General features: G+C 48.0%; 20 protein-coding genes. 10 read left to right on the top strand and 10 right to left on the bottom strand.

What is annotated here, in order from left to right; genetic code table 11:
- Positions 1 to 12 precede the first annotated feature (12 nt).
- Together AB6B37_RS08290 and AB6B37_RS08285 are read right to left on the bottom strand one after the other, a co-directional pair.
- A complete protein-coding gene (locus AB6B37_RS08290) occupies positions 13 to 1,089 on the bottom strand; it encodes a Rieske 2Fe-2S domain-containing protein (protein ID WP_371395291.1) in 1,077 nt (358 codons plus the stop codon).
- 16 nt (positions 1,090 to 1,105) lie between these two features.
- Positions 1,106 to 2,347, bottom strand: a complete 1,242-nt coding sequence (locus tag AB6B37_RS08285; protein WP_371395290.1) for an NADH:flavin oxidoreductase — start codon at positions 2,345 to 2,347, stop codon at positions 1,106 to 1,108.
- Between the two features lie 189 nt (positions 2,348 to 2,536).
- Between AB6B37_RS08285 and AB6B37_RS08280 the strand changes: the two genes are divergently transcribed.
- Positions 2,537 to 3,826 (top strand): spinster family MFS transporter, encoded by a 1,290-nt coding sequence (locus AB6B37_RS08280; protein ID WP_371395289.1) that lies wholly within the window; start codon positions 2,537 to 2,539, stop codon positions 3,824 to 3,826.
- On the opposite strand, the gene AB6B37_RS08275 is transcribed toward AB6B37_RS08280, so the two are convergent.
- Positions 3,823 to 6,099, bottom strand: a complete 2,277-nt coding sequence (locus tag AB6B37_RS08275) for a TonB-dependent receptor (protein WP_371395288.1) — start codon at positions 6,097 to 6,099, stop codon at positions 3,823 to 3,825. The genes AB6B37_RS08280 and AB6B37_RS08275 overlap by 4 nt on opposite strands.
- 163 nt (positions 6,100 to 6,262) lie before the next feature.
- Here AB6B37_RS08275 and AB6B37_RS08270 point away from each other — a divergent pair, with 163 nt between their 5' ends.
- The 3 genes from AB6B37_RS08270 to AB6B37_RS08260 all read left to right on the top strand — a co-directional run bounded on the left by AB6B37_RS08270 (position 6,263) and on the right by AB6B37_RS08260 (position 9,011).
- On the top strand, positions 6,263 to 7,927 hold the full coding sequence (locus AB6B37_RS08270) for a class I adenylate-forming enzyme family protein (RefSeq protein WP_371395287.1): 1,665 nt from the start codon (positions 6,263 to 6,265) through the stop codon (positions 7,925 to 7,927).
- A gap of 149 nt (positions 7,928 to 8,076) precedes the next feature.
- Positions 8,077 to 8,541, top strand: coding sequence for an Lrp/AsnC family transcriptional regulator (locus AB6B37_RS08265; protein WP_371395286.1), 465 nt, complete (start codon positions 8,077 to 8,079; stop codon positions 8,539 to 8,541).
- The gene (locus tag AB6B37_RS08260; RefSeq protein ID WP_371395285.1) at positions 8,541 to 9,011 is read left to right on the top strand and encodes an Lrp/AsnC family transcriptional regulator; all 471 of its coding nucleotides are present in this window, start codon (positions 8,541 to 8,543) and stop codon (positions 9,009 to 9,011) included. Before AB6B37_RS08265 ends, AB6B37_RS08260 begins: the two co-directional genes overlap by 1 nt.
- On the opposite strand, the gene AB6B37_RS08255 is transcribed toward AB6B37_RS08260, so the two are convergent.
- Positions 9,001 to 10,695, bottom strand: a complete 1,695-nt coding sequence (locus AB6B37_RS08255) for an FAD-binding protein (RefSeq protein WP_371395284.1) — start codon at positions 10,693 to 10,695, stop codon at positions 9,001 to 9,003. The two genes, AB6B37_RS08260 and AB6B37_RS08255, sit on opposite strands and share 11 nt — an antisense overlap.
- Before the next feature lie 148 nt (positions 10,696 to 10,843).
- On the opposite strand from AB6B37_RS08255, the gene AB6B37_RS08250 reads away from it, so the two are divergent.
- Both AB6B37_RS08250 and AB6B37_RS08245 read left to right on the top strand, forming a co-directional pair.
- Positions 10,844 to 11,734, top strand: coding sequence for an SDR family NAD(P)-dependent oxidoreductase (locus AB6B37_RS08250; protein WP_371395283.1), 891 nt, complete (start codon positions 10,844 to 10,846; stop codon positions 11,732 to 11,734).
- 43 nt (positions 11,735 to 11,777) lie between these two features.
- Positions 11,778 to 12,923: a dienelactone hydrolase family protein gene (locus AB6B37_RS08245; RefSeq protein ID WP_371395282.1), complete on the top strand. Its 1,146-nt coding sequence runs from the start codon at positions 11,778 to 11,780 to the stop codon at positions 12,921 to 12,923.
- Positions 12,924 to 12,937: 14 nt separating this feature from the next.
- On the opposite strand, the gene AB6B37_RS08240 is transcribed toward AB6B37_RS08245, so the two are convergent.
- The 3 genes from AB6B37_RS08240 to AB6B37_RS08230 are packed head-to-tail and all read right to left on the bottom strand — an operon-like array spanning position 12,938 to position 15,219.
- The gene (locus AB6B37_RS08240) at positions 12,938 to 13,498 is read right to left on the bottom strand and encodes a nuclear transport factor 2 family protein (RefSeq protein WP_371395281.1); all 561 of its coding nucleotides are present in this window, start codon (positions 13,496 to 13,498) and stop codon (positions 12,938 to 12,940) included.
- Positions 13,499 to 13,522: 24 nt separating this feature from the next.
- Positions 13,523 to 14,269: an SDR family NAD(P)-dependent oxidoreductase gene (locus AB6B37_RS08235; RefSeq protein ID WP_371395280.1), complete on the bottom strand. Its 747-nt coding sequence runs from the start codon at positions 14,267 to 14,269 to the stop codon at positions 13,523 to 13,525.
- Positions 14,269 to 15,219, bottom strand: coding sequence for a flavin reductase (locus tag AB6B37_RS08230; RefSeq protein WP_371395279.1), 951 nt, complete (start codon positions 15,217 to 15,219; stop codon positions 14,269 to 14,271). The genes AB6B37_RS08235 and AB6B37_RS08230 overlap by 1 nt, the downstream gene beginning before the upstream one ends.
- A 142-nt stretch (positions 15,220 to 15,361) precedes the next feature.
- Between AB6B37_RS08230 and AB6B37_RS08225 the strand changes: the two genes are divergently transcribed.
- Positions 15,362 to 16,012, top strand: coding sequence for a nuclear transport factor 2 family protein (locus tag AB6B37_RS08225; RefSeq protein ID WP_371395278.1), 651 nt, complete (start codon positions 15,362 to 15,364; stop codon positions 16,010 to 16,012).
- Positions 16,013 to 16,020: 8 nt separating this feature from the next.
- A complete protein-coding gene (locus tag AB6B37_RS08220; RefSeq protein ID WP_371395277.1) occupies positions 16,021 to 17,064 on the top strand; it encodes an alkene reductase in 1,044 nt (347 codons plus the stop codon).
- An 85-nt stretch (positions 17,065 to 17,149) separates the two neighbouring features.
- Here the strand turns inward: AB6B37_RS08220 and AB6B37_RS08215 are convergent, their stop codons facing one another.
- From AB6B37_RS08215 to AB6B37_RS08205, 3 genes are read right to left on the bottom strand one after another with little or no spacing between them, the layout of a single operon-like run.
- Positions 17,150 to 17,971 carry an SDR family NAD(P)-dependent oxidoreductase gene (locus AB6B37_RS08215; RefSeq protein ID WP_371395276.1) on the bottom strand — a complete coding sequence of 274 codons (822 nt, stop codon included), beginning with the start codon at positions 17,969 to 17,971 and terminating at the stop codon, positions 17,150 to 17,152.
- On the bottom strand, positions 17,968 to 18,474 hold the full coding sequence (locus AB6B37_RS08210) for a nuclear transport factor 2 family protein (RefSeq protein ID WP_371395275.1): 507 nt from the start codon (positions 18,472 to 18,474) through the stop codon (positions 17,968 to 17,970). Before AB6B37_RS08210 ends, AB6B37_RS08215 begins: the two co-directional genes overlap by 4 nt.
- Positions 18,471 to 19,226, bottom strand: a complete 756-nt coding sequence (locus AB6B37_RS08205) for an SDR family oxidoreductase (protein WP_371395274.1) — start codon at positions 19,224 to 19,226, stop codon at positions 18,471 to 18,473. Before AB6B37_RS08205 ends, AB6B37_RS08210 begins: the two co-directional genes overlap by 4 nt.
- 95 nt (positions 19,227 to 19,321) lie before the next feature.
- Here AB6B37_RS08205 and AB6B37_RS08200 point away from each other — a divergent pair, with 95 nt between their 5' ends.
- The gene (locus AB6B37_RS08200; RefSeq protein WP_371395273.1) at positions 19,322 to 20,836 is read left to right on the top strand and encodes a FadD3 family acyl-CoA ligase; all 1,515 of its coding nucleotides are present in this window, start codon (positions 19,322 to 19,324) and stop codon (positions 20,834 to 20,836) included.
- 117 nt (positions 20,837 to 20,953) lie between these two features.
- Entirely contained in the window at positions 20,954 to 22,132 is a 1,179-nt protein-coding gene (locus tag AB6B37_RS08195; protein WP_371395272.1) for a flavin-dependent monooxygenase, read from the top strand.
- Positions 22,133 to 22,159 lie beyond the last annotated feature (27 nt).

Genomic DNA, 22,159 nt, shown 5'->3' with positions numbered 1-22,159 from the left:
GATTTTAGTGGCTTACTCAGCGGCCTCTGGCCATGGGTCGCGTTTCGTTCCTTTTCCAACCCATTTCCCGTTCGCTTTTTCTTGATACATCTTTACATCCTTACGAGGGTTGAAGAATTGCTTGTACCACTGACGCACTTTATTGAAGGGGCCGTCACCTATGACTTGCATGATCTGGATACAAGGGGCCTTGTGTTTCCAAACGTCGAAATCTTGCATAAGTGCCATTTTCGAACCCTCTTGATAGGCGGCAACGGCTTCCTCATCTTCTTTGGTCATCGGCATATTCGGGGGTTCCACCATGAGTGCATGCCAAGCGCGCGTAGTGCCGTCTTCGACAGGTGTATGTGCCACAAGCATAAGGGAGTTATAGTAGCCAAGCATCTTGCTCATCAAGAGGCCGGGGCCAGTGTACCACGTATCATTCGTCAGAATATCATCGGATAAAGTTCGGTGACCTGCTGCTAAAATTTGCCTAACCACATGGTCCTCGATAACACTCTCAAATGATTCCATATCCATGGATCCATGTATGGGACCAAGGTGAGCTTTATCCATAATATTATCAATAACCTCCTGCGGGTGACAGGGGAGCACGCCTAGGTGATCGACTTTCCAATTCACCCATTTTGGATCGTCCCATTCCGGGAGAGGGTGAGGCTGAAAATCGGGTTCGCCTTCTTCTTCGTCATGCCATATTAAAACAAAGCCTCCCCATTCTTGAACAGGGTAACTCCGTATTTTAGCGGCTTTTGGAATAGGTGCTGGCGAATAAGGGATTTCATTGCATTTGCCATCAGGACCAAATTTCCAACCATGATATGGACAGCGAATATCATCACCCTCAGTATGCTTGCCGTCCATAACGACATAAGAACTTTCATTCTTGGCTAAGTGCGTCTTCATGTGTGGGCAGTAAGCGTCCATAACGACGGGCTTACCCGATTTTTGGCCGCGATATAAAATGAGGTCGCGTCCAAAATACCGCATGGGAATGGGCTTGTTCGTTGCCTCTTTGGCTTCTGCTACGACAAACCAGCCGCGTGGAAAGTCAAATTCTCCCAGTCCATATTCTTGAGTCGTTGCCATCTTATCCTCCGTGTGATTAGGCCGCTGATGCGGGTATTAAGTTTAACTCCGGCGCATGGCCCGGATTGCCGCCGACTTCGACGCAAGCTGTTCCGCCAGGCGCATACATTAAGGTAACGCATTTGTTGCATGCCGTGCATCCGGAATTGCTGATGCTACCCGTTTCAAGGCCTTTTATGAGCTCCGGGTTATATAGAAGAGCTCGTCCCAGACCTACTGCGTCAAAGCCTTCATTGATGACCGAGTTGAAATTATCCATTGTCTGGGCGCCGCCTAAATAACATAACGGCATATCGACTGCAGCCCGAATTTGCCGTGCCGTCTCCAAGGAATAAAGCGGCTTAAACTCGCGATCCGGTTCTTTGCTTTTTGGTTGCATCATCATTCCAATGCGAACGATCAGGTTTTTGGGTTTTGCTGCAGACGCGGGCAAAGGGTTGCCAAACATTGTCGAGATAGACTCAACGTTAAGGCCATTTGAAAGCTGCGCCATATGCGCACCTGTTTTCTGCAAAATTTTGGCAATCGCTATCCCTTCTGTAATTGTATTTCCGCCTTCTTTTCCGTCAGTTTGGCTGTATTTAACCGTGACGGCTAAGTCATTACCAACGGCGTCTAAAACACGGCTGAGGACTTGCACGGGGAAACGCATACGGTTTTCAATAGTGCCGCCATATTCGTCTTTGCGGCTGTTATAAAAAGGCGTGATGAATTGAGAAAGCAAATAGCCATGACCCATATGAAGCTCTACCGCGTCAAAGCCTGCTTCTTTCGCGAGCAAGGCGGCGTTGACAAACTCCTCAGCGACGGCCTCCATATCTTTTGGGCCCATCTTTTTTTTGGTATATCGGCCAGATAAGACTCCGAATTTATTAAAGCCGCCATTAGCCGAAATCGGCTTCATAGATGAGATGGCTTTGGGCAAAAATGTGAAAGCTCCTGCATGGGTGATTTGCGCTTGGGCTGCCGCGCCATGTTTGTGAACGCTGTCAGTGAGAACTTTAAAGTCTGCAACTGTTTGGGGCGATAAATGGGCTTGATCAGGAAAGGTCTGTCCATCTTTGGATGTCGCACAATAGGCTACTGTGGTCATAGCGGCACCGCCTTTGGCGACGTCTTCGTGAAACTTGACTAAACCCTTTGATATAATGCCACCTTTGCACATGCCTTCATTTGTCGCCGCTTTTATGAAACGATTGCGTAAGGAAATCGGCCCAACTTTAAGGGGGGTAAAGGCTTTTGAACTTGACTGCGACATGAAAGTGACCCTTCTAATATTCTACCACACTAATTTAATTTATACATTAAATCATCTAAAAAATGAGCAATTCTTACATAATTGATAGACATTTTCTTAAAATGCGTAGTAAGTAGTGCAATAAAATACGCATAATGAGAATATACGCGACGTATTGCTCGGCGGACCGATTATATCTCAGGGGATAATATGACTGATACTGTTGAAATGCCGCGGCGCGGTTACGCTTGGTTTGTGCTCTTCATGATGGTGCTTCTGTATTTTATCAACTATGTCGATAGAACTCTGGCAAATGCTTTGTTAGAGAAAATCAAAGCGTCATATGGTGTTTCAGATACTTATATGGGTTTTGTTATAGGACCCGCTTTTGCATTTATTTATTGCGTAGCGGCCATTCCAATTGCGCGTTTTGCGGATCGGAGCAATCGCGTCAAAATTATTGCTGCAGGGGCAGTGGTATGGAGCCTGTTCACAATTACATCTGGCTTGTCCAAAACACCCGAGCTTTTTGCATTATCTCGTTTTGGCGTTGGTATTGGTGAGGCGGCGTTTTTAGCGCCCGCTTATTCGCTTCTATCAGATTATTTTCCGCCCAAGAGGCGTGCGCTTGCCTTCGCAATCATGAACCTTGGCGTCTATTTTGGCGGCGCATTTGGTAATATCGGGGGAACAATGTTTGCGGCTCAATATGATTGGCATACAACATTCTTACTATTGGGCGCGCCCGGCATAATCCTGGCTGTGTTGACGTTGATTTTTGTGAAAGAGCCGGAGCGAGGTCGCTTAGACCCTGAGGTCCAAAATCTGGCGCCTCAAGAAAAATTGTCAGTTCTATTTAAGACTTTGATGGCTACGCCGACTTTCCGTTATGTGACCATAGCGGCCGTATTTGGCGGATTCTCATCAATTGCATTTGGGAGTTGGGCAATTGCTATGTTTGAGCGTATTTTTGATATCTCAAACCAGTCCGCGGGCGCGCGATACGGCACAGCAGCGCTTCTATCTGGAATGTGCGGCGTTCTGCTTATGGGTTTTCTGTGTGACAGACTTTCAAAAAAGTCACCGCGTGCACCTTATATCTTGTCGTCTTTTGGACTCTTGGGTTTTACCCTCATTACAATAGCGATGTGTTTTTCAAATGATGTTGGCCTCGCGACAGCTCTTGTTTATCCGTCCAGCCTTATGGGCGCGGGATGGGTCGTCGCAATTTATGCGGCACTTCAAGATCTACTTCCAGCAAAACTCCGCGCTACGGCAACGTCAATATTCGCTTTTGGACTTACTTTTGCGGGACTGGTTGTAGGTGTGATGGCGGTCGGATGGGCCAATGACTTCTTTAGTGCGAAATATGGTACGGATGCAATCCGCTACTCAATGGCTCTCACGTTACTAACCGGGCTTCCGGCGTCATTCTATATCTTCCAGGCGGGTAAGACTGCCGATGCCGACCGGCAGTCTTTAGCTAAGTCGTATGGCTAAAAGTCAACGCCGAGCGTGACACCGTAAGTTCTTGGCGGGCCAAAATAACCATTTGTGAGCCCGCCGAAGCCTGGTCCGAAGTCAATAAAGTTAGAGAGATATTCTTCATTGGTCAGGTTTTTCGCCCAGACCGCAATCTCAACATCTTGTCCGGCAACGGGCAGATTAGACCACGCCAAGCGCGCATCAAACAAAGTACGTGATGGGGCACGTGTATTTGAAGCGGGCTGAGGGGATTGCGGTGATAGAGCAAATGGGAAGGTGTAGTACCGAGAGGTGTAATTGGCGTCACCTGTCAGCGTTAAGTCACCCCATGCGCCACTTACCATATTCCAGTCAAACCCTGCGGATGCTGTCACGTCTGGTGCGTGTGGGAAAGCACGGTCATCAGAAACATCACGACCAAATTCGATAAATTCTTTGTATGTGGGGTCTAGGAGGCCCATATTGGCGCGCAAGAGAACGTCCTCTGATGCCTGTAAAAGGCCTTCAAACTCCAGTCCTTTGATAGTGGCGCGTCCTGCATTGCGAACGTCTGATCCGGCTGCGCCTTCCGCTGTGAAGACAGAAAGTTGCATATCTTCATGCTTGTTTACGAATGCTGTGGCGTTAAATTGTGCCCGGTTGTCCCAAAAACGAGTTTTTATACCCGCTTCAAATGAGTCGATAGTTTCAGCATCATAGGGGCGTAGCGTCTCTGCGACCGATCCGGCTTCGCCGTTGAACCCGCCGCTTTTAAAGCCCTTGGCATATTTTGCGTAAAAATTCACGTCATCGCTTGCTGCATAGGCAAGAGTCAGTTGGGGGGAGAGGTCCGTGAACTTTTCTTGGCCTGTCGTGCCTTCTGGCACGAACGGCGTGTTTGGCGGAAGACCTGTAAACGCAATCGCGATATTGGCGCGATCGATTGTTTTATCTTCTTCCGTGTAGCGCAAACCGCCCGTCAAAGTGAGGGCATCTGTGACTGCAAACTCCAACTGCCCATAGGCCGCTATGGCTTCTGTGGTAAAGCCTGCGCGACTGTCAAAAACGCTGGCCCCGCCAAAAAACGTTTGCGGGTTATCTGTAAAGCCGTCATCTTCGAAATAATAAGCACCAAAGACGTAATTTAAACGACCTGTGTCACCCGTAAGCTGAAGCTCTTGGCTGAAGCTATCGTAATCCGTCAGGCGTTGTGTGTTCGCTAGGGGTAGGGGTGAACCGTCGAGATCAAGCGAGTCTTCCCAAGTCATTTTGCGATATGACGTGATAGACTTTAGCAGGCCAAAATCTGTATTGAGCGAGGCTGTCAGATTGTGCCCTTGGACCTCACTACGTTCAAAAATATCAGAGTCAACAGTTCCAGTAAATTGACGATCAGAATTGACATACTGGTCAAGTGGAAAGCCAAAGAAGAGTCCGCCAAACGGGCCACCACCGGCATATCCTGCAAATGTTGGGTCAAATATATTATTGGGACTGACATTGATAATTTGTGAGAATACAGGTTTTTGATCAGCCTCACTGTAGTCAAATGTGTAATCCAGTGTAAGGGAGTTTGTGAGATCTGCACTTAATGCAACCAGTAACGACTTTTTATCGACGTTTTCAAACTCATCCGTCGAGAGAGGTCCTGCGAGAGTTACAGCTGGGAAGGGATTTTCTACACCTTTGACAAAGCCGTCGCGTTTTTCAACAGAGCCGGTGATTTTAGCTTTAATAGGTCCTAATGAGCCAAGATTTAGTGACGCGCGGGCGCTCTTTGCGTTGTAGTTGCCAACGCCGACTCGCAATTTTGCGTCAAACTCTCCAGTAGGTTTGGCCGTGATAATGTTGATTGCGCCGCCAAGTGTATTGCGTCCGTAAAGGGTTCCTTGCGGTCCGCGAAGCACCTCAACACGTTCAATGTCGGCCACGTCAAACACTGAACCCTGTGTCTTGCCGATATAGGATCCATTAAAATACAGGCCGACAGTTGGTTCCCATGTCAGGGCTGGGTTAATGGTGACGCCGCCGCGAATTGAAATTTGCGCCCCGGTCGTGTTGCCAGGCGTGTTTTCAATTTTTACATTTGGTGCCAAGCTGGACAGAGCTTTGATTGAGGTAATATTGCGGCTGTCAATATAGTCCGCGTCAATCGCCGTGACAGCAATGGGTACGTCTTGCACGCTTTGCTCGCGCTTTTGGGATGTGACGATAATTTCATCAATCTGAGCATAGGCAGGTGTTGATAGTGCGAATAAGCTACCAAGCACCGCTGTACAATTAAGTTTCAAATTACGACGTAGTGACATGGACGCTTCCTTAGAAAATGTTACAAGTAAACAAGTATTTTTTAGCATATGCACAAAATGCGTAAATTTTCAATCCTAATTCTACGCAATATAAGCTAAAACTCTTGCATTTATCCCATAATGCGTAATAATTGACGTTAGCAACCGTTGTAACGAGCCCAATATGCCATCACTTGATCCGATTACAGAAGCCCTCATGGATAAAGGCGGCGCATTTGAAGTCGTAACCCGAAATGTTTTGGGTCGAGAATTGCGTGTTTTTAAAAATGCACCCGAAACGTTGAGTGATAACATTGACAGCGCGCGCGCTTATGGCGCGATGGAGTTCATCGTCGCCGGCGAGAGACGTTATACATTTGATACTTTTTTTGCGGCATCTGACAGTTTTGCTGCGCGTTTGGTGGGTGATTACAATGTCAAGCCCGGCCAGTCCGTGGCGATTTGTATGAAAAATTCACCTGAATGGATGATTGGTTTCGTCGGGATTTTAAAAGCAGGCGCGGTTGCTGTGCTAGTTAACAGTCGCGGTACGGCAGAGACGATGTTGGATGCTGTCACGGATACAGACTGTGTTCTCATATTAGCAGATGCTCGTCGTCAGGAAAAGTTGATTGAGCAAGGTTGCCCAGTTCCTGTAATTCTAAGTGATAAGGTTGATGATGGGATTGTGTCTTCACATCCCGTTCCAAATGTGACGCGCCGAGCCGATGATAACGTTGCGATGTTTTTTACGTCGGGAACAACAGGGCGAGCTAAGGCAGCGGCTATGTCCAATCGGGCCTTGGTGACAGGCACGATGAATACACAAATGGCTATGGCGGCCGTTTTTGGGAAAATGGCAGCGGCCATGGGTATGGATTTAGAAACCCTTCGGTCAACATTGCCGCAATCTTGTTCTCTTTTGATCGTCCCGCTGTTCCATACCAGCGGATGTAGCTCTATGTTTCTGTCAACATTGATTAATGGCGGCAAGCTCGTGCTCATGGACCGTTGGGACGCGGATCATGCCATGGAACTTGTTGAGACAGAGAAAGTGACAATTTTGAGCGGTGTTCCTGCAACACATTGGGATATTTTAAGATCTGAAAACCGAGAGAAATATGACCTGTCGTCATTGATGTCGATATCGAGTGGAGGGCAGGCCTTTCCGCGCAACCTTTTAAATACGCTGCGAGAGACATTCCCCAAGACATTTATTGGTGCGGGTTACGGCATGACGGAAACGGCTGGGTCCATATCACAGGCCACAGGGAAGGTTCTTCTTGCAAAGCCCGCTGCTTCGGGGACGATATTGCCGATGAACGAAGTGCGCATTGTCAGCGATGCGGGCGACATCTTGCCTGTTGGGGAAACTGGCGAGATTTGGGTCAAAGGCGCAACGGTTATGACAGAGTATTACGGACGGCCCGACGCGACGAAAGCGGCCTTTGAGGGGGACTTCTTTAAAACTGGTGATGTCGGCTATGTTGATGAAGACGGGTATATTTATATAGTTGACCGCAAAACAGATATGGTCATCTCAGGCGGCGAAAATATATACTGTGTCGAAGTGGAGGCCGCATTAAATAAGCACCCTGACGTCTTGCAAATCTGTACGTTTGGAGTTCCAGATGACCGGCTTGGTGAAAAATTGATCGCTTGCTTTGTGTCCAGCGGCCAGTCTCTCACAGCTAAGGGTTTAGAGGAGTTTGCACGCGAGAACATTGCCAGTTATCGCGTGCCGAAAAGATTCGTGAAAATCGATACGCCTTTCGTGCTTAACGCGATGAGTAAAATTGAAAAGACTAAGGTGCGCGAAGCTTATCTGCGCGGCGATTATGGAGCTTAAGGCTAAGAATTATGCCCATAGAAGCCGCATATTTTTTCATCATTGACGCATAGATTAAGGTGTTTCGATTTTTAAAGTTGTAGTCGCGTGTAAAATAATGAAGAACATTAAATGTGTATTTTAGAAACTTTATTTATGGGTGACCTGTAATGGCGGGGACAGAGTTTGAATTCAGCGAATTGGATGTATCAATTGTTGAAATCCTTAAAAAAGACGGGCGTATCAGCAATCAGAAAATTGCGGACGAGTTGGGTGTAACCACATCCATTATCGGCACCCGCATCAAACGTATGGAAGAAGCCAAGGCGATGAAAGTTGTTGCGGTCGCTGATTTCGCAGCACTGAATTACAATTATCTATTCCCGATCGGGATTGATGTGAAAGGCCGCATGGCCAAAGACGTGGCAAGCGACCTAGCGGAACTCAAAGAAATTATTATCGTTCAACTGGTTGTTGGGAAACACGACATTGAGATTTTAGTCGCTTTGTCTGATATGGCAGAGCTTGGGCCATTCCTTATGGAAAAGCTATCTAAGATTAAAGGTGTACGCAGCCTCGATGCGGGATTTGCAGCTGATATTGTTAAATATGATTTTGATGTGGCGCCAATTTAATGACTAAATATATTCCTGATGAACTCGATCATAAAATCATTGAGCTGTTATTTGAAGATGCTCGAATTTCCAATCGTAAGCTTGCGGCCAAACTTGACTTCACGGAAGGCACTATCCGGTCGCGCGTGAAGCGTTTGGAGGATGAGAACCTTATTCGGTTTACGGCTGTAACCAATATGAATAATCTCGACCGTCCTCAACTTGGCTCGATTGGTATTCATGTTGAGCAAAACCTGATGCAAGAGGTTATAGACGCTCTTGCGGAGATGCCGGAAATTGGTGCTGTTATTAAAATGTTTGGCCGGTTCGACATTATGGCAATGTCATTGTTTGAGGGGTTGCCTGCCGTTCACGAACTGGCAAGTAATAAAATTTTGGCGCTAAAAGGTGTGCGGCATGTTGAGACGGTTACGGTTGTTGATATTTTAAAATATGATAACCGCGTCGCTAGAATTATTTCTAAGGATTAGGGCGGGCCATGGCTCGCGCTGCACGTCTGCCTGAATATATGCCATCTGCAATAGATAACCCACTGACATAGTTCCAAGACGCCACCCCTATGGCATTGCGTCCAGCTGCATATAACCCAGCCAAGGTTTGTCCATCGCCCGTGAGAACCTGGCCTGTTGTTTCTTCGACCCGTAAACCCCCCAAAGTTAATGCAGGGCAGGGGAACAATTTAGCCTGTAACCCGATATCAATAGCGTAATAGGGCGAGGACTGTAGAGTCGCAATATCATCAACGCCTTTGCCGAAATCATCGCTTATTTCGCCTTTGCCAACCGCATTATAAGTGGCAAGCGTATTGCGAAGCGCGTTGCCATCAATTCCAATTTTTTCGGCTAATTTTTCAATTGTAGTGGCTTTTGTAGATCCAAAGTAAACATTCAGCTTTGCCAGTGCTTTTTGAAACGCCAGCGCCTTTTTTCCTGAAACGTCCTTCATTGAACGTTTCACCATTTCTTTGTCGAGTATTAGCCAAGCTTTACCCTGCTGATTTTCTGCAAGCTCAACACCCAGCGTCGCGCCGTAAACCATTTCATTTATAAACCGCTGACCTTGGCCGTTCACAATCATGCCTCTTGCAAAAGAGAGCGGCGGATTAATAAAGCGCCAAGCTGTGGCGCGATCCATATTGCCAACGGCGCCGCCTGCGGATTGGCCTAAACGTATGCCTGCACCGTCATCTCCATCCGTTCCTAGTGGGAAACAACGTCGATATTTTGGGGCATGCTCTTTGAGCATTTTTCGGTTAAAGACAAAACCCCCAGCCGATAGCAACACGCCTTTATTGGCACGGATATAATGCGCGCTTCGTTGAGTTTCTAACGCTGCCGCTTGCGCCAAAATTTTCAGGGCTTTGCGCATGAAGTATGAGAAGCCCGGCAGAACGGAAGGGTATATCGTCATGAGGCGTTGCGCTTTTTTTCGCATGGCTTGATATTCCTGTTGAATAGCAGGGTCCGGAAATGTCAGAATTTTTACACCAATAATCTTGCCGCTATCGTCAGTCACGAGTTGCCGAGCCTCTGAATAGGTCTTTAGTTTCAGGCCAAGCTCAATTGCACTGTGTAAAAGAGGATCGAAAAGAGCGCCGCCAAGATTTTGTGCTTTGCGGCCTTTTTCAATAGGGACGTAGCCGCGATGTCCGCGCGCAGCCGGTTTGGCTTTGGCCTTATAGCTTTCAATCAACGAATTATCGGAATGATAAAGAAAATACTCAGGCGCGGGATAGGATGTTTTGTTGGGCCAGTAATCTGATCTAAAATCAACCCCGTGGCTTTGCATCCAAGATATTGTCGGTGCGCTTTGCTCACAGAAGTCCATCAGCGTGCTGTCCTTGATTATATCGCCGACTTCCATTTTTAAATAGTTGAACATATTCTCTGGGGTGTCTTCGATACCTGCATCTAATTGCGGGGCTGTTCCGCCGCCTGCATATATCACGCCGCCGCTTGCAACGGTCGCTCCGCCGCCGTCAAAGCGGTCAATGGCAATAACGGATTGCCCCAGTTCCAACGCTTGGAGGGAGCACGACACACCTGCGGCGCCCAGCCCGATAACAATGACATCGGCGCGATCATCCCAGGGTATGTCTGCACTGTCATTTACGACTTCGCAGGCTTCGATTGATGAGTGCCAATTCTTATCCATGGCAATATCCTTTGCGTAATTATTCTTCCTAAATATTACGCAAAATGAGAATATAATCCATATAATTCTCAATAAGCGGTAGTTTTGTATAAAAATATTGCGCGTATCGAGGTTTATGCTATCGTTTTAAAAAAAGTTGGAGGATATTATGTCAGATACAAAAAAAGCACCCCGCGTTGCTATTGTTACCGGTGCAAGTCGCGGGGCCGGTAAAGGTATAGCGCTTGGTCTGGCTGAAAAAGGCATGACCGTATATGTGACAGGACGCACGAAAAAAGTAGGTGCCGCCAAGGGTTGGGACGGCACGCCTCTACCGGGGACGGTGGAGGAAACAGCGCAAGCTGTGACCGATGCGGGCGGCAAGGGAATTGCCGTCATTTGCGACAGCGCAGATGACGCGCAGGTAAAAAAGCTATTTGAACAAGTGATGGATGAGCAAGGACAGCTCGACATCCTTATGAATAATGCCGCCTATATTCATCATCAACTGATTGAGCAGAAGCCATTTTGGGAGAAAGAGCTCGACGCACAATATATCATGGATGTCGGACTGCGGTCTTCCTATGTCGCGAGTTGGCATGCGGCTAACATCATGGCAAAACAAAAAAGCGGTCTCATTGGGTTTGGATCTTCTTTTGGTGCCAGTTGTTATATGCATGGCCCCGCATACGGCGCGCAAAAAGCAGGTGTTGACAAAATGGCCCATGACATGGCTGTCGATCTTGAGCCGTTTAATGTGCAAGCCGTTTCAATATGGATGGGCCCGCTATTGACTGAACGGGCGATGATTGCCGCCGAAGTGCATCCAGAACAGTATACTGAGTTTATGGCTTTGGCAGAAACACCTCAGTTTACGGGTCATATTCTTCACGCCATTGCATCTGATCCTAAAGCGTCAGAGATAAGCGGGCATACTTTGATTGGTGCGGAAGTGGCAGAAAAACGGTATAAACTTAAAGACCGTGGCGATAAGCAGCCGCCGTCTTATCGGGAAATGCTTGGCTCACCAAACGAACCAAACCCTGCGCGCGTCTATTAAACTTAAATCTGTAAAATCAGTCTGCTAAGCTTTGCGAGGATATATGAAACAGTTTCTAACGGTGACTACGGCACTATTGTTTGTGGCGGCCTGCCAACCTTCGGGTGACGGAACCAATACTGATACAGCATTTGAACCTGAGGTCACAGCGGTTGATACGAATGTTCGAAAAGTTTTGCCGCTTCCTGAGTTTCCAAGCCTTCCGAAGCCACAGACAAGCCTTGAGGCTGAGCAATCCGGAGAAATCTATTTTCCAATCAAAAGTCCCTATGATTTTTCGCGTGTTTTAAACGGCTATGATGACCTTCCTGAGAGTACAGGTATGGGCACGTTGGTCCTGCCCGAGGGTGCATCAGCGCAAGACCCGGTTCCCGCAATCGTTATTCTCCATGGTAGTGGAGGCATTGCTGAGGGCCGTGAATTTGAATATGCGAAGCTGTTTTCTGAAAATGGAATTGCGGCCCTTGTGGTCGATTATTATGCTCCAAGAGGTGTGGTTGCGGATACGCCCTATGTCATGAAAACCATGATCACGACCGAAGTCGACATTATGTCTGATGCTTATTCGGCGTTGAAAGTGCTTGGGACTCACCCTGCTATTGATGCCAAACGCATTGGAGTGACGGGGTATAGTTATGGCGGCATGGCGACCCGATATGTATTAGATGACAGGCTCAAGAAAATTATGGCCCCTGATGTGCCGCCTTTTGCCTTGCATATGGATATTTACGGTCCGTGCCATCAAACCTTAGGACACACGGGAACGACGGGCGCGCCTTATCTCGCGATTCACGGAGACGTCGACAATACAGTTGACCCTGAGCTCTGCCAGTCAGTTTATAAAGACCTGGAAGCAGGCGGAAGTTCCGTTGAAAGTCATGTCATTGCGGGTGCGGGACATGCGTGGGAAAATGCGACGCCATTATCTGAATTTCCAGGTGGATTTGTGCGGGGGTGTAAGTTTTCATTCGATTCTAAAAAAGGTACGTTCCTGGTCGACGGTAAAAAGAGCCGTTTTCAGCCAGAGCCTGACATGACGCGTAATGAACGAGCCTATGTTCGCTCAACTTTAGGCGAGCTTGTGGGCGGCTGTGTTGGCCAAGGATACACGGTGGGTAACAATCCCCAAGCGGATGCTAAAAGCAAAGCTTGGCAACTCGACTTTATGAAACGCGTTTTCGGTCTGTAAGGTGCAAATTTGCCTTATTTGATTTTTTGACCAAATTTCATGGTCTTAAAAAATTGATAGGATGGATCGGTCGGGCCGGGCGTCGCAATATACGTCGCGGCAATCATCGGATGGTCCATAGCCGTTTGACTGGGTGAATTGTAATAAGCCCAATCGGCTCCTGCGGCGCGAAAGCTGAATTTCCAGACGCCATCTCGCTTCTCATAATTATCAAAGTAGCGACCGCCAACCAATAAGTCTGCGGAACTGCCATCCTCAATTTTAAATTTGTGAAAGGCGATCATGTATATCTCGCCTTCGGCTTTGTTGGGGTCGCCATTAACACCAAGCGAGATATTTTTACTCGTGATGTTGTGATGAAGGATTTCCATTGGCGCTTGAATTTCAGGCAGCATATCAATGAACTCCATCGCAGGGCCTTTAAAAAAGGACCCATGATCGTCCCAAGCATCCTCATGATAAAGGCTACGCATTTTTACGTGGTCATGGCGGTCAGCGGCATTGCAATAAGCGTAAAGCAGCTCCGTGATTTCATGCTTATCCAGCATGACGTCAATTTTCTCATCGCGCGTCATTGGAGCCTCCGATTATAAAGTAATTTAAAATGCTTGTCCGCCATCAAGACCAATAATTTGCCCTGTGAGGTAACGAGAGCTTTCAGCACACATCATTGCAACAAATGCGCCGATGTCCTCTTCACATTCGCCGACATAGCCCAGCGGAATACCTTTTTGAAAATGCTCAGCTTCGACCGGGTTTGCTTTCATCCATCCGGCGAGAGCCGGAGATTTTGCATGAGGCATAATAGCGTTCACACGGATGCCATCTTTACCCCATTCGCATGCGCCTGCACGCGTGAGCTGCTCGGTCGCCGCTTTCACCGCAGCATAAGCGCCATAAGTAGCAACGTCCCAGCGCCGCATAACGGAACTGCACATATTAATAATGCAGCCCTTCGTTTCTTTGAGATGCGGATAGGCCATTTTCATCAATCGGTGCGTGGCTAGGGGGCCAGACTCCCAATTTCCGTTCATTTGCTCATCCGTGAGGCTGAGCAGGGGACCGCGTGCAACCTCTTGGGCGTTGTTGACTAGAATATCCAACCGACCAAATTCTTTAACCGTGGCATCAACGATGGACTGTAGGTCGTCTTTGGATTTGACGTCACAGCGCAAAGGGAGGGCTTTGACACCGCGCTGGCGGATTAAATCCGCCGTTGTTTCGCATTTGTTCAGCGTGCGTCCAGTTACGATAACATGAGCGCCTTGGGCGGCGAGAGCCAAGGCAATACCTTGTCCAACACCTTGGCCACCGCCTGTAATAAGAGCTACTTTGTCGTTTAGCATTACCATAACTCCGGAATATCTTGGCCAGTAATTGTGATGAGTTTTTTGAGGAACGCTTTTGCGCCGTCAATTTCATCATCTGTGAAATATTTTGTCAGCTGTTCTTCCATAGCTTTGGATTGAGCCAGCAGTTGAATAAATTTCTCACGGCCAATATCGCTAATGGATATGGCCTTAGTGTCATCAGTGACCCAGTTTTTGCGCACGAGCCGCGCAAAGATTTCCTCATCGGGATGATGGCCCGTGTGCTCAAGCCGTGAGACAATCTCATCGCGGCTGAGGGAGCCGTTCATAGATAATAAAGACAGGCAAAAATACTCAGGCTCGCTCATGCCAACGTCATAGCAAGCTTTCCGAATAGGGTAGGAGCTTTGAAAATGGGCCCGCGAGACGAGGTATAATAAGAACTCTTCTGTATATTGACCACTTTCGACATCGACCGAAGGTAAGTTGATTTCAGGTTTCTTCGGTTTGACTTTTGCGTCGGCATATTTGCCGCCATGAAAGACGAGCACCGGGTAATTATGGGTTTCAAACTCTACAACTTTACCGACAAAAATAACATGGTCGCCACCTTCATACTGGTATTGAGTTTCACAGCGAAAGAGGGTGGCGTATTCGGGAAGTACAGGGTGGCCAGAATCGCATGGTTTCCAATTTACATCTGCGAAATTGTTTTCACTTGGGCGGGCAAATGTGTTTGATAGGCTGTCTTGATGCGACGCTAAAATATGGACGTTGAAGCCGCCGGAACTCTGATAGGCGGGCATCGAGTTGGATGTCTTCGCAAGCGACCAAAGTACAAGGGGCGGGTCGAGCGAAACGGAGTTAAAACTGCTTGCAGTCACGCCAACGGGTTCGCCGGCTTCATTTGTTGTTGTCACAACCGTAACGCCCGTGGCAAATTGGCCTAAGGCGTTTCTAAACTCACGAGGGTCTGCATCGGACACGGAAATCTCCTATTGCGTAAAATTTCTTGCTAATAAATACGCATTACACATGAATAGTCAAAGAAATATCGTTATTTGCGTAATTTTACTTTTGTTAAACACGTATTTGCATGCCATATAAATAACAGTAGAAGGACATATTATGCCGCATTCAGATATGACAGTTGATCAACGCATCGACCGATTGGAATCGCTAGACGCCATACGACAGCTCGCTGCGAAATATTCGTTGTCACTCGATATGCGAGACCTTGATGCTCATGTGAATTTATTCGCGCATGATATTCGTATCAGCCGTGAGCTCAGCGGCCGCGCACATATGAAAGCTTGGCTTGATGACACATTGCGCCAACAGTTTACAGGCACGTCTCACCATATTGGAAATCATATCATCGAATTTGATGATGCCGACCATGCTCATGGAATTGTTTATTCCAAGAATGAACATGAAACGCCGCGCAAGGATGGCGGCATTGACTGGGTCATTATGCAAATGATTTACTGGGATAATTATGAGCGCATAGACGGCGTCTGGTATTTCCGCCGCCGCTTGCCGTGTTATTGGTATGCGACGGATTTAAATGCGCCGCCCGTCGGAGGCAATAAAATGCGTTGGCCTGACCGTGAGGCTTATGACGGCGCGTATCATGAACTTTTCCCAAGCTGGAAAGCCTTTTGGGAGCAAAAGCCTAATCGTGATATATTACCCGAAGTCGCTAAAGCGGCACCGATTGGACAGTTTCTAAAAACCATGCGCCGCAATGCAAAATTCCCAAAAATAAGAGTGAGATAGTCCCGATTATGCCAACACTTTTTGACCCAATACAGCTCGGCGATATCCATTGTGCGAACCGTATTTTTATGGCGCCGATGACGCGCTCGCGTGCCAATGAGAATGATGCCCCATCAGCGATGAATGTCGAATATTATGCGCAGCGTGCAAGCGCGGGGCTAATCATCACAGAAGGTGTTTACCCAAGTTTTGACGGCAAGGGCTATGTTCGCACGCCCGGTATCGTAACGGATGCGCAGGTCAAGGGCTGGGCCTCCGTCGTGCAAGCTGTTCACGCGAAAGGTGGCAAAATTGTCATGCAGTTAATGCATTGTGGGCGCGTGGCGAGTGCTCACAATAAACCTGATGGTTCCCGTACGCTTGCGCCAAGTGCGATTAAGGCTGAGGGTGAAATGTACACAGACGCTGCTGGTATGGTGCCGTTTGAAGAACCTGAAGCCATGACCCTCACAGATATAAAGCAAACTGTTCAAGATTTCCGTGAGGCTGCGCGTAAAGCAGTGGCGGCGGGGTGTGACGGCGTAGAACTTCACTGCACGAGTGGCTATCTTCCTGCGCAGTTTTTATCGACGGGAACGAATAAGCGCAGTGATGAGTATGGCGGCTCACTGGAAAACCGTTTGCGGTTTGTAATCGAGGTCTTAGACGCAATAACGCAAGAGGTCGGGGCAGGGCGTGTTGGCATCCGTATTTGTCCCGGCAATCCATTTAATGACTTAAGCGATGATAACCCAGAAGAAACATTCCGCGCCCTTATAAAAATCATAAACCCAATGCGCCTCGCCTATCTGCATGTTATTCGCATGAAGGCGGGCGTTGATAATATCGCGCTTGCATCTGAATTTGACGGCCCGGTTATCTTAAATGACAGCTATGATTTAGAACGAGGAAACCGGGCTCTCGCGGCAGAGCAGGCTGACGCCATAAGCTTTGGACGTCATTACATCTCTAATCCGAATTTGGTCGAAAAATTTAAACTGGACCAAGAGCTGACGAAACCAAATTACAAGCTGATGTATACGCCCGGGCCTGAGGGTTATATTGATTATTAAGTTAAAAGGGCAGGATGAATAACGACATTTCGAATGGCGAGAATATAAAAAGTACAGTCGTCACTATTTACTATCTTTTGTATCCTCACTCCCACTTCTTTGTGCCTGCCGCGGTCTGCGCGCCGACGTCTCCAATCATTTTGAAAAATGCATCTGGATCGCTGTGGCGCAAATTGGTGATGTTAAGTTCAAAGCTATTGGCGTGGATAAGTTCCGGCTTTCTATTTTGAACGGCTTCTAATATAGCTCTCGCGCAATCTAAAGGGTCATCGCCATTATCAATATTCTCGGCGGACTTACCGAGTTTCGTGCCGTCCTTCGTCAGCGCGTTGTGGGCAACATTGGTTGCGATTGCCCCGGGAAGAACATTGGTCACATGGATACTATGGTGAAGCTCAACTTCAGCCCTCAGCGCGTCCATATATCCAATGAGCCCATGCTTTGCAGCAGAATATGCTGTGCGAAGTGGTGCGCCAATACGCCCTGCAATAGAGCTAATAGCAACTATATGCGCTCCGCCTAACTCTACCATGTTCGGAAGATTTAATTGGGTCAGCCAAATCGGTGCGATGAGATCAATATTTAGTAAATCTGTATAAACCTGCGGCTTTGTGTGAATGGCCAAACTACGTTGACTGACACCAGCGTTGTTTATCAATATGTCCACGTGACCCAACCAGTTCCAGGCCTCATCAACATGGGATTTCAGGCCCTCATAATCCGTGACCTCAAAAGGTAAAATCAGAGTTTTGGTTGACAATGCGTCGGCAACACTTTCGAGGGCGGCAATATTACGTCCTGACAAAATAATGTCAGAGCCTGCATCGGAAAACACTTTGGCGAGAGCCGCCCCAATGCCTGAGGATGCGCCTGTAATCCAGGTTACTTTGCCGTTCACATCCGTCATAGGCTGTCCTCATGCGGCGATAACGCCATTTGTAATAGGTCTTGTGCTGCCTCTTCCCCCATCACTCGGCTCTCGCGGCGGGCAATTTTCCAGTCGTGAAGGTCTTTGCGCATATCCCAGCGATTAAAAGCGACTCTCATTATATGCGCGTCCCCGTCGACTGCATTATAGACGCGCGAATAGCCAATGACCTTGGCAGTGTCCTGCATGATTTCAACGACCAAAGGGCCAATAGTATGCGCGCAGTTTGGCAGTAAGGATTGATGCCGTTCAGATTGTAGCATTGCGGTAATGGCTTCATGTCCGACAAGTTCAAGGTCGCGTCCAGCTGCTTTGTTCCGTCCTGCGTCAGGGTTGCTGACGATATAGGTGGCATCTTTAGTATGACAGGTCAGTGCGATTTCGATATTGCCGCAATCGGCCGCCAGTCCGTATCGGGCAATCACATTCCGAATGGCGAGCTCTGCCTCAACGGCGGCGAGACGGTGTTCAAACTCCGTCATTTTAGATTATAGGCCTCTTCTGCAATCTTGAGGAAATAGGGCGGTTCACCGCCGCCAAACACTTCTAATGCCGCGCCTGAAACATAGCTGTTTTCACTATCGGCGAGAAAGGCGCAGGCTTTGGCGATGTCATCTGGCGCGCCCATGCGTTTCATAGGAAGTGCACTTGATAAATGTGCCATGCCCTTTACGCCCCCATAATGATCTTCACTGGCTTCGGTTTTGACAAGTCCGACTATAATAGCGTTTACCCGAATTTCAGGGGCCCATTCCATAGCGAGTGAGGTTGTCACGGCCAGAAGCCCTGCCTTTGACGCGCCATATACGACACTGCCTGGTGAGGACCGGGTGGCAGATACGCTTGAAATATTGACAATTGAGCCGTTGGTTTTCTTGAGGTGAGGGTAGGCGGCCTGTGAGAGGTATATCGGGGCCATCAGGTTTAAAGCCACTATTTTTTCCGTCAGGCGTGGGCTGGCCTCTGCACTGGCAACGGGCGGGCCGCCGCCTGCATTGTTAATCAGGCAATCTATGCGGCCAGTCTTTTCGATGGCAAAGTCGATTAGCGTCTGTGCGGCTTCAGCTTCTCTGATATCGAGCGCAAGGAAATGCGTATTTTCCGGCAATGTCTCTGGGTCTCGACGGCCACATATTATGACGTGTGCACCTTCTGAAACAAAGCGCTCTGTGATGGCGCGTCCTATGCCTTTTCCGCCGCCAGTGATGATAATCGTTTTATCTTTGAATTTCATACAGTCTCATTTTGCGTAAAATTTTAATAGATATATTGCGCATTCAGGTAAAAATCTATAGCCAAAGATATGTTTTGCGTAAATTAAGGTCTGTTATGCTCACAATTCCACATGCTCTGCTAAAACAAGCGGCGCAGCAAGCTGACGCCCTTGCATTGCAGGATGGCGATATGTCCTTCACATATCAAGAGTTGTCTGACGTTGTCGGCCGCATTGCTGGGGTTATGGAGGCAGAGGGGCTGAAAAAGGGCGACAGCTTTGCGATATGGGCGCCTAATTCCGCGCAATGGGTTATTGTCGCTCTGGCGGGACAAATGCTGGGGGGTGTTTTGGTGACGCTCAACACGCGGTATAAAGGCAGTGAAGCCGCAGACATATTGAAGCGTGCGCGGTGTAGATTTCTCTTCACGATTCGCGGGTTTTTAGGTCAGGATTACGAGGCAACTTTAAGCGAGTTTGACTTACCTGACCTCAAGCAAACTGTGATCATGCAGGATGGGTTATCAACTGCGCCGTTTGAAAATTATCTGTCCCGTGCGGGAGAGGCTGTGACTGAGCCGCGCGTAAATGAAGATGACCTCGCTGATATTATATTTACCTCCGGCACGACGGGCGCGCCTAAGGGGGCTATGAGCTCACATGGTCAGAATATCAAAGTCTTCGAGGCGTTTTCATCCGCGATTGGTATGACTGAAAAGGACCGTTATTTGGTGGTCAATCCCTTCTTTCATAGCTTCGGCTATAAAGCAGGTTGGCTGGCCTGTTTGATAAAGGGTGCTGCCATTTATCCGCTTGCGATCTATGATCCCGCTAAGGTTTTGGAGCAAATCCAAGACGATAAAATTACTGTTATGCCGGGCGCTCCAACAATTTTTCAAACATTGCTGGATTATCCGCAACGCAATGATTTCGATATCTCGTCCCTGCGAATTGCGACAACTGGAGCAACGACGATTCCTGTCGACCTTATCCGAAAAATGCGAGAGGATCTGGCGATTGATAATGTTTATTCAGCCTATGGCCTGACCGAGTCCACGGGTGTTGTAAGTCTGTGTTCGGCGACTGATGATGTAGAGACCATAGCCAAAACGTGTGGCCGCCCACTGGACGGCACATTTGTGCGCATTGTGGATGATGAAGGATTTGACGTCCCTACGGGTGAGGCTGGTGAAATCTGGGTGAAGGGTTTTAATGTCATGCAGGGGTATTTGGATGACCCGTCCGCGACAGCTGAGGCGATTACACCCGAGGGTTGGCTCAAGACGGGCGATGTTGGAATTTCTGATGACCGAGGTTACGTCAAAATCACAGACCGTAAAAAAGATATGGTGATTGTCGGCGGGTTTAACTGCTACCCAGCTGAGATTGAGAAGGTTTTGCTGCAACACCCTGATGTGCAGGATGTAGCTGTTATCGGGGTGAAGGATGACCGCCTGGGCGAAGTTACTCATGCCCATATCGTTGCGCCTGCACTGGATGAGGCGGCTATCATTGTTTGGTCACGGGCTCATATGGCAAATTATAAGGTGCCGCGCGGCGTTACTTTTCACGACTCTTTGCCGAGAAATGCGTCTGGAAAAGTTCAAAAATATCTTTTGAAGCGCAATTAAATGCCAATTTATTACGCATTTTGATTAAATTTGCGACATAATATCCATAAATGCGTATTTTAACGTGTTGATAATTACGCAATATGGAGTATACTCTAGGAAACGGAGGATACCATTATGGGACAAGCTGCTTTAAAAACTGTCGAAACAGAAGAGACCTTAGATGTCTCTGCTGCTCTGGATGTAATTTCAAAATATGCCGCTGAGGGACGTAAGAATAGACGAATCAGTGAGCCCGTTATCACGGCGTTGCGCGACTCTGGTTTTTTCCGTTCAGTATTGCCAAAGCAGTATGGCGGGATGGAGGTCCATCCTTCCGAATTTTTTAGAGCCGCTATCGATATCGCTGAGCGTGATATGGGAACATCTTGGGCAACGGGTATCATTGCAATACACGCGTTTCAGCTTGCGATGATGGATCCGAAGGCCTGTGATGATGTTTACGGCAAGACAGGTCCTGATACCCTTATATCATCGTCTTATAACCCTACTGGCGCTAAAGTTGAGACGGTTGATGGTGGGTTTAAACTCTCTGGTCGTTGGGGGTGGAGTTCAGGGTCCGCGCATTGTGACTGGGTGCTCCTAGGGGGCCTCATTTTTGATCAAGGAAAAGAGAAAATACATTACCGCACATTCCTGGTTCCAAAGCCTGATTACATTATCGAAGACACGTGGTTCCCTATGGGTTTACACTCTACAGGGTCCAATGACATTGTCATTGATGAGCCGTGCTTTGTGCCGACTTATCGCACGCATCATCAGATGGACGGTTTTAATGGTGTGCACCCTCAAACAAGCCCAATGTATAACATACCATGGGCGCAGACTTTCATTCGTGTGGTTTGCTCCGCTGCTATTGGGGGTGTTAAGCACGCCTTACAGCTCTTTATTGATAATGCACAGGGAAGCTCAACGGATGTAACGCGTCTTGCGAGTGATCCTGATGTGACGCGTCGTGTGGCCGAAGTTGCGAATATGATTGATGAGACTGAAGTCGTTTTGTTCCGTAATTTTGATAAAATGATGGAGCAGGTTGAAAGCGGCGAAGAGATTCCTTTAATTGACCGCATTAAATATCGTTACCAAGCCAGTCTGGTTATTGAGAAAATGATCAAGGCAATGGATATGTTGTTTGATGTGGCTGGCGGCCGTAGTGTCTATGAGGGTTCCCCTATTCAAGACATTTGGCATGATGTGCACATTGCGCGCGCGCATGTTGCTAACAATCCTGTGAGTTTTGGTCGTAATTATGGCGCCGTATTGCTCGGCGCTGAAAACACCGATCTTTTCCTCTAATGTCGTCCGAAATTAAAGGGCCGCCGG

Origin of the sequence: Fretibacter rubidus (genome assembly GCF_041429785.1) — a bacterium.
GTDB classification, from domain to species: Bacteria; Pseudomonadota; Alphaproteobacteria; order Caulobacterales; family Maricaulaceae; genus Fretibacter; species Fretibacter rubidus.
The sequence above is the reverse complement of the archived record's forward strand: the minus strand, read 5'-3'. Positions and strand labels throughout refer to the sequence as shown.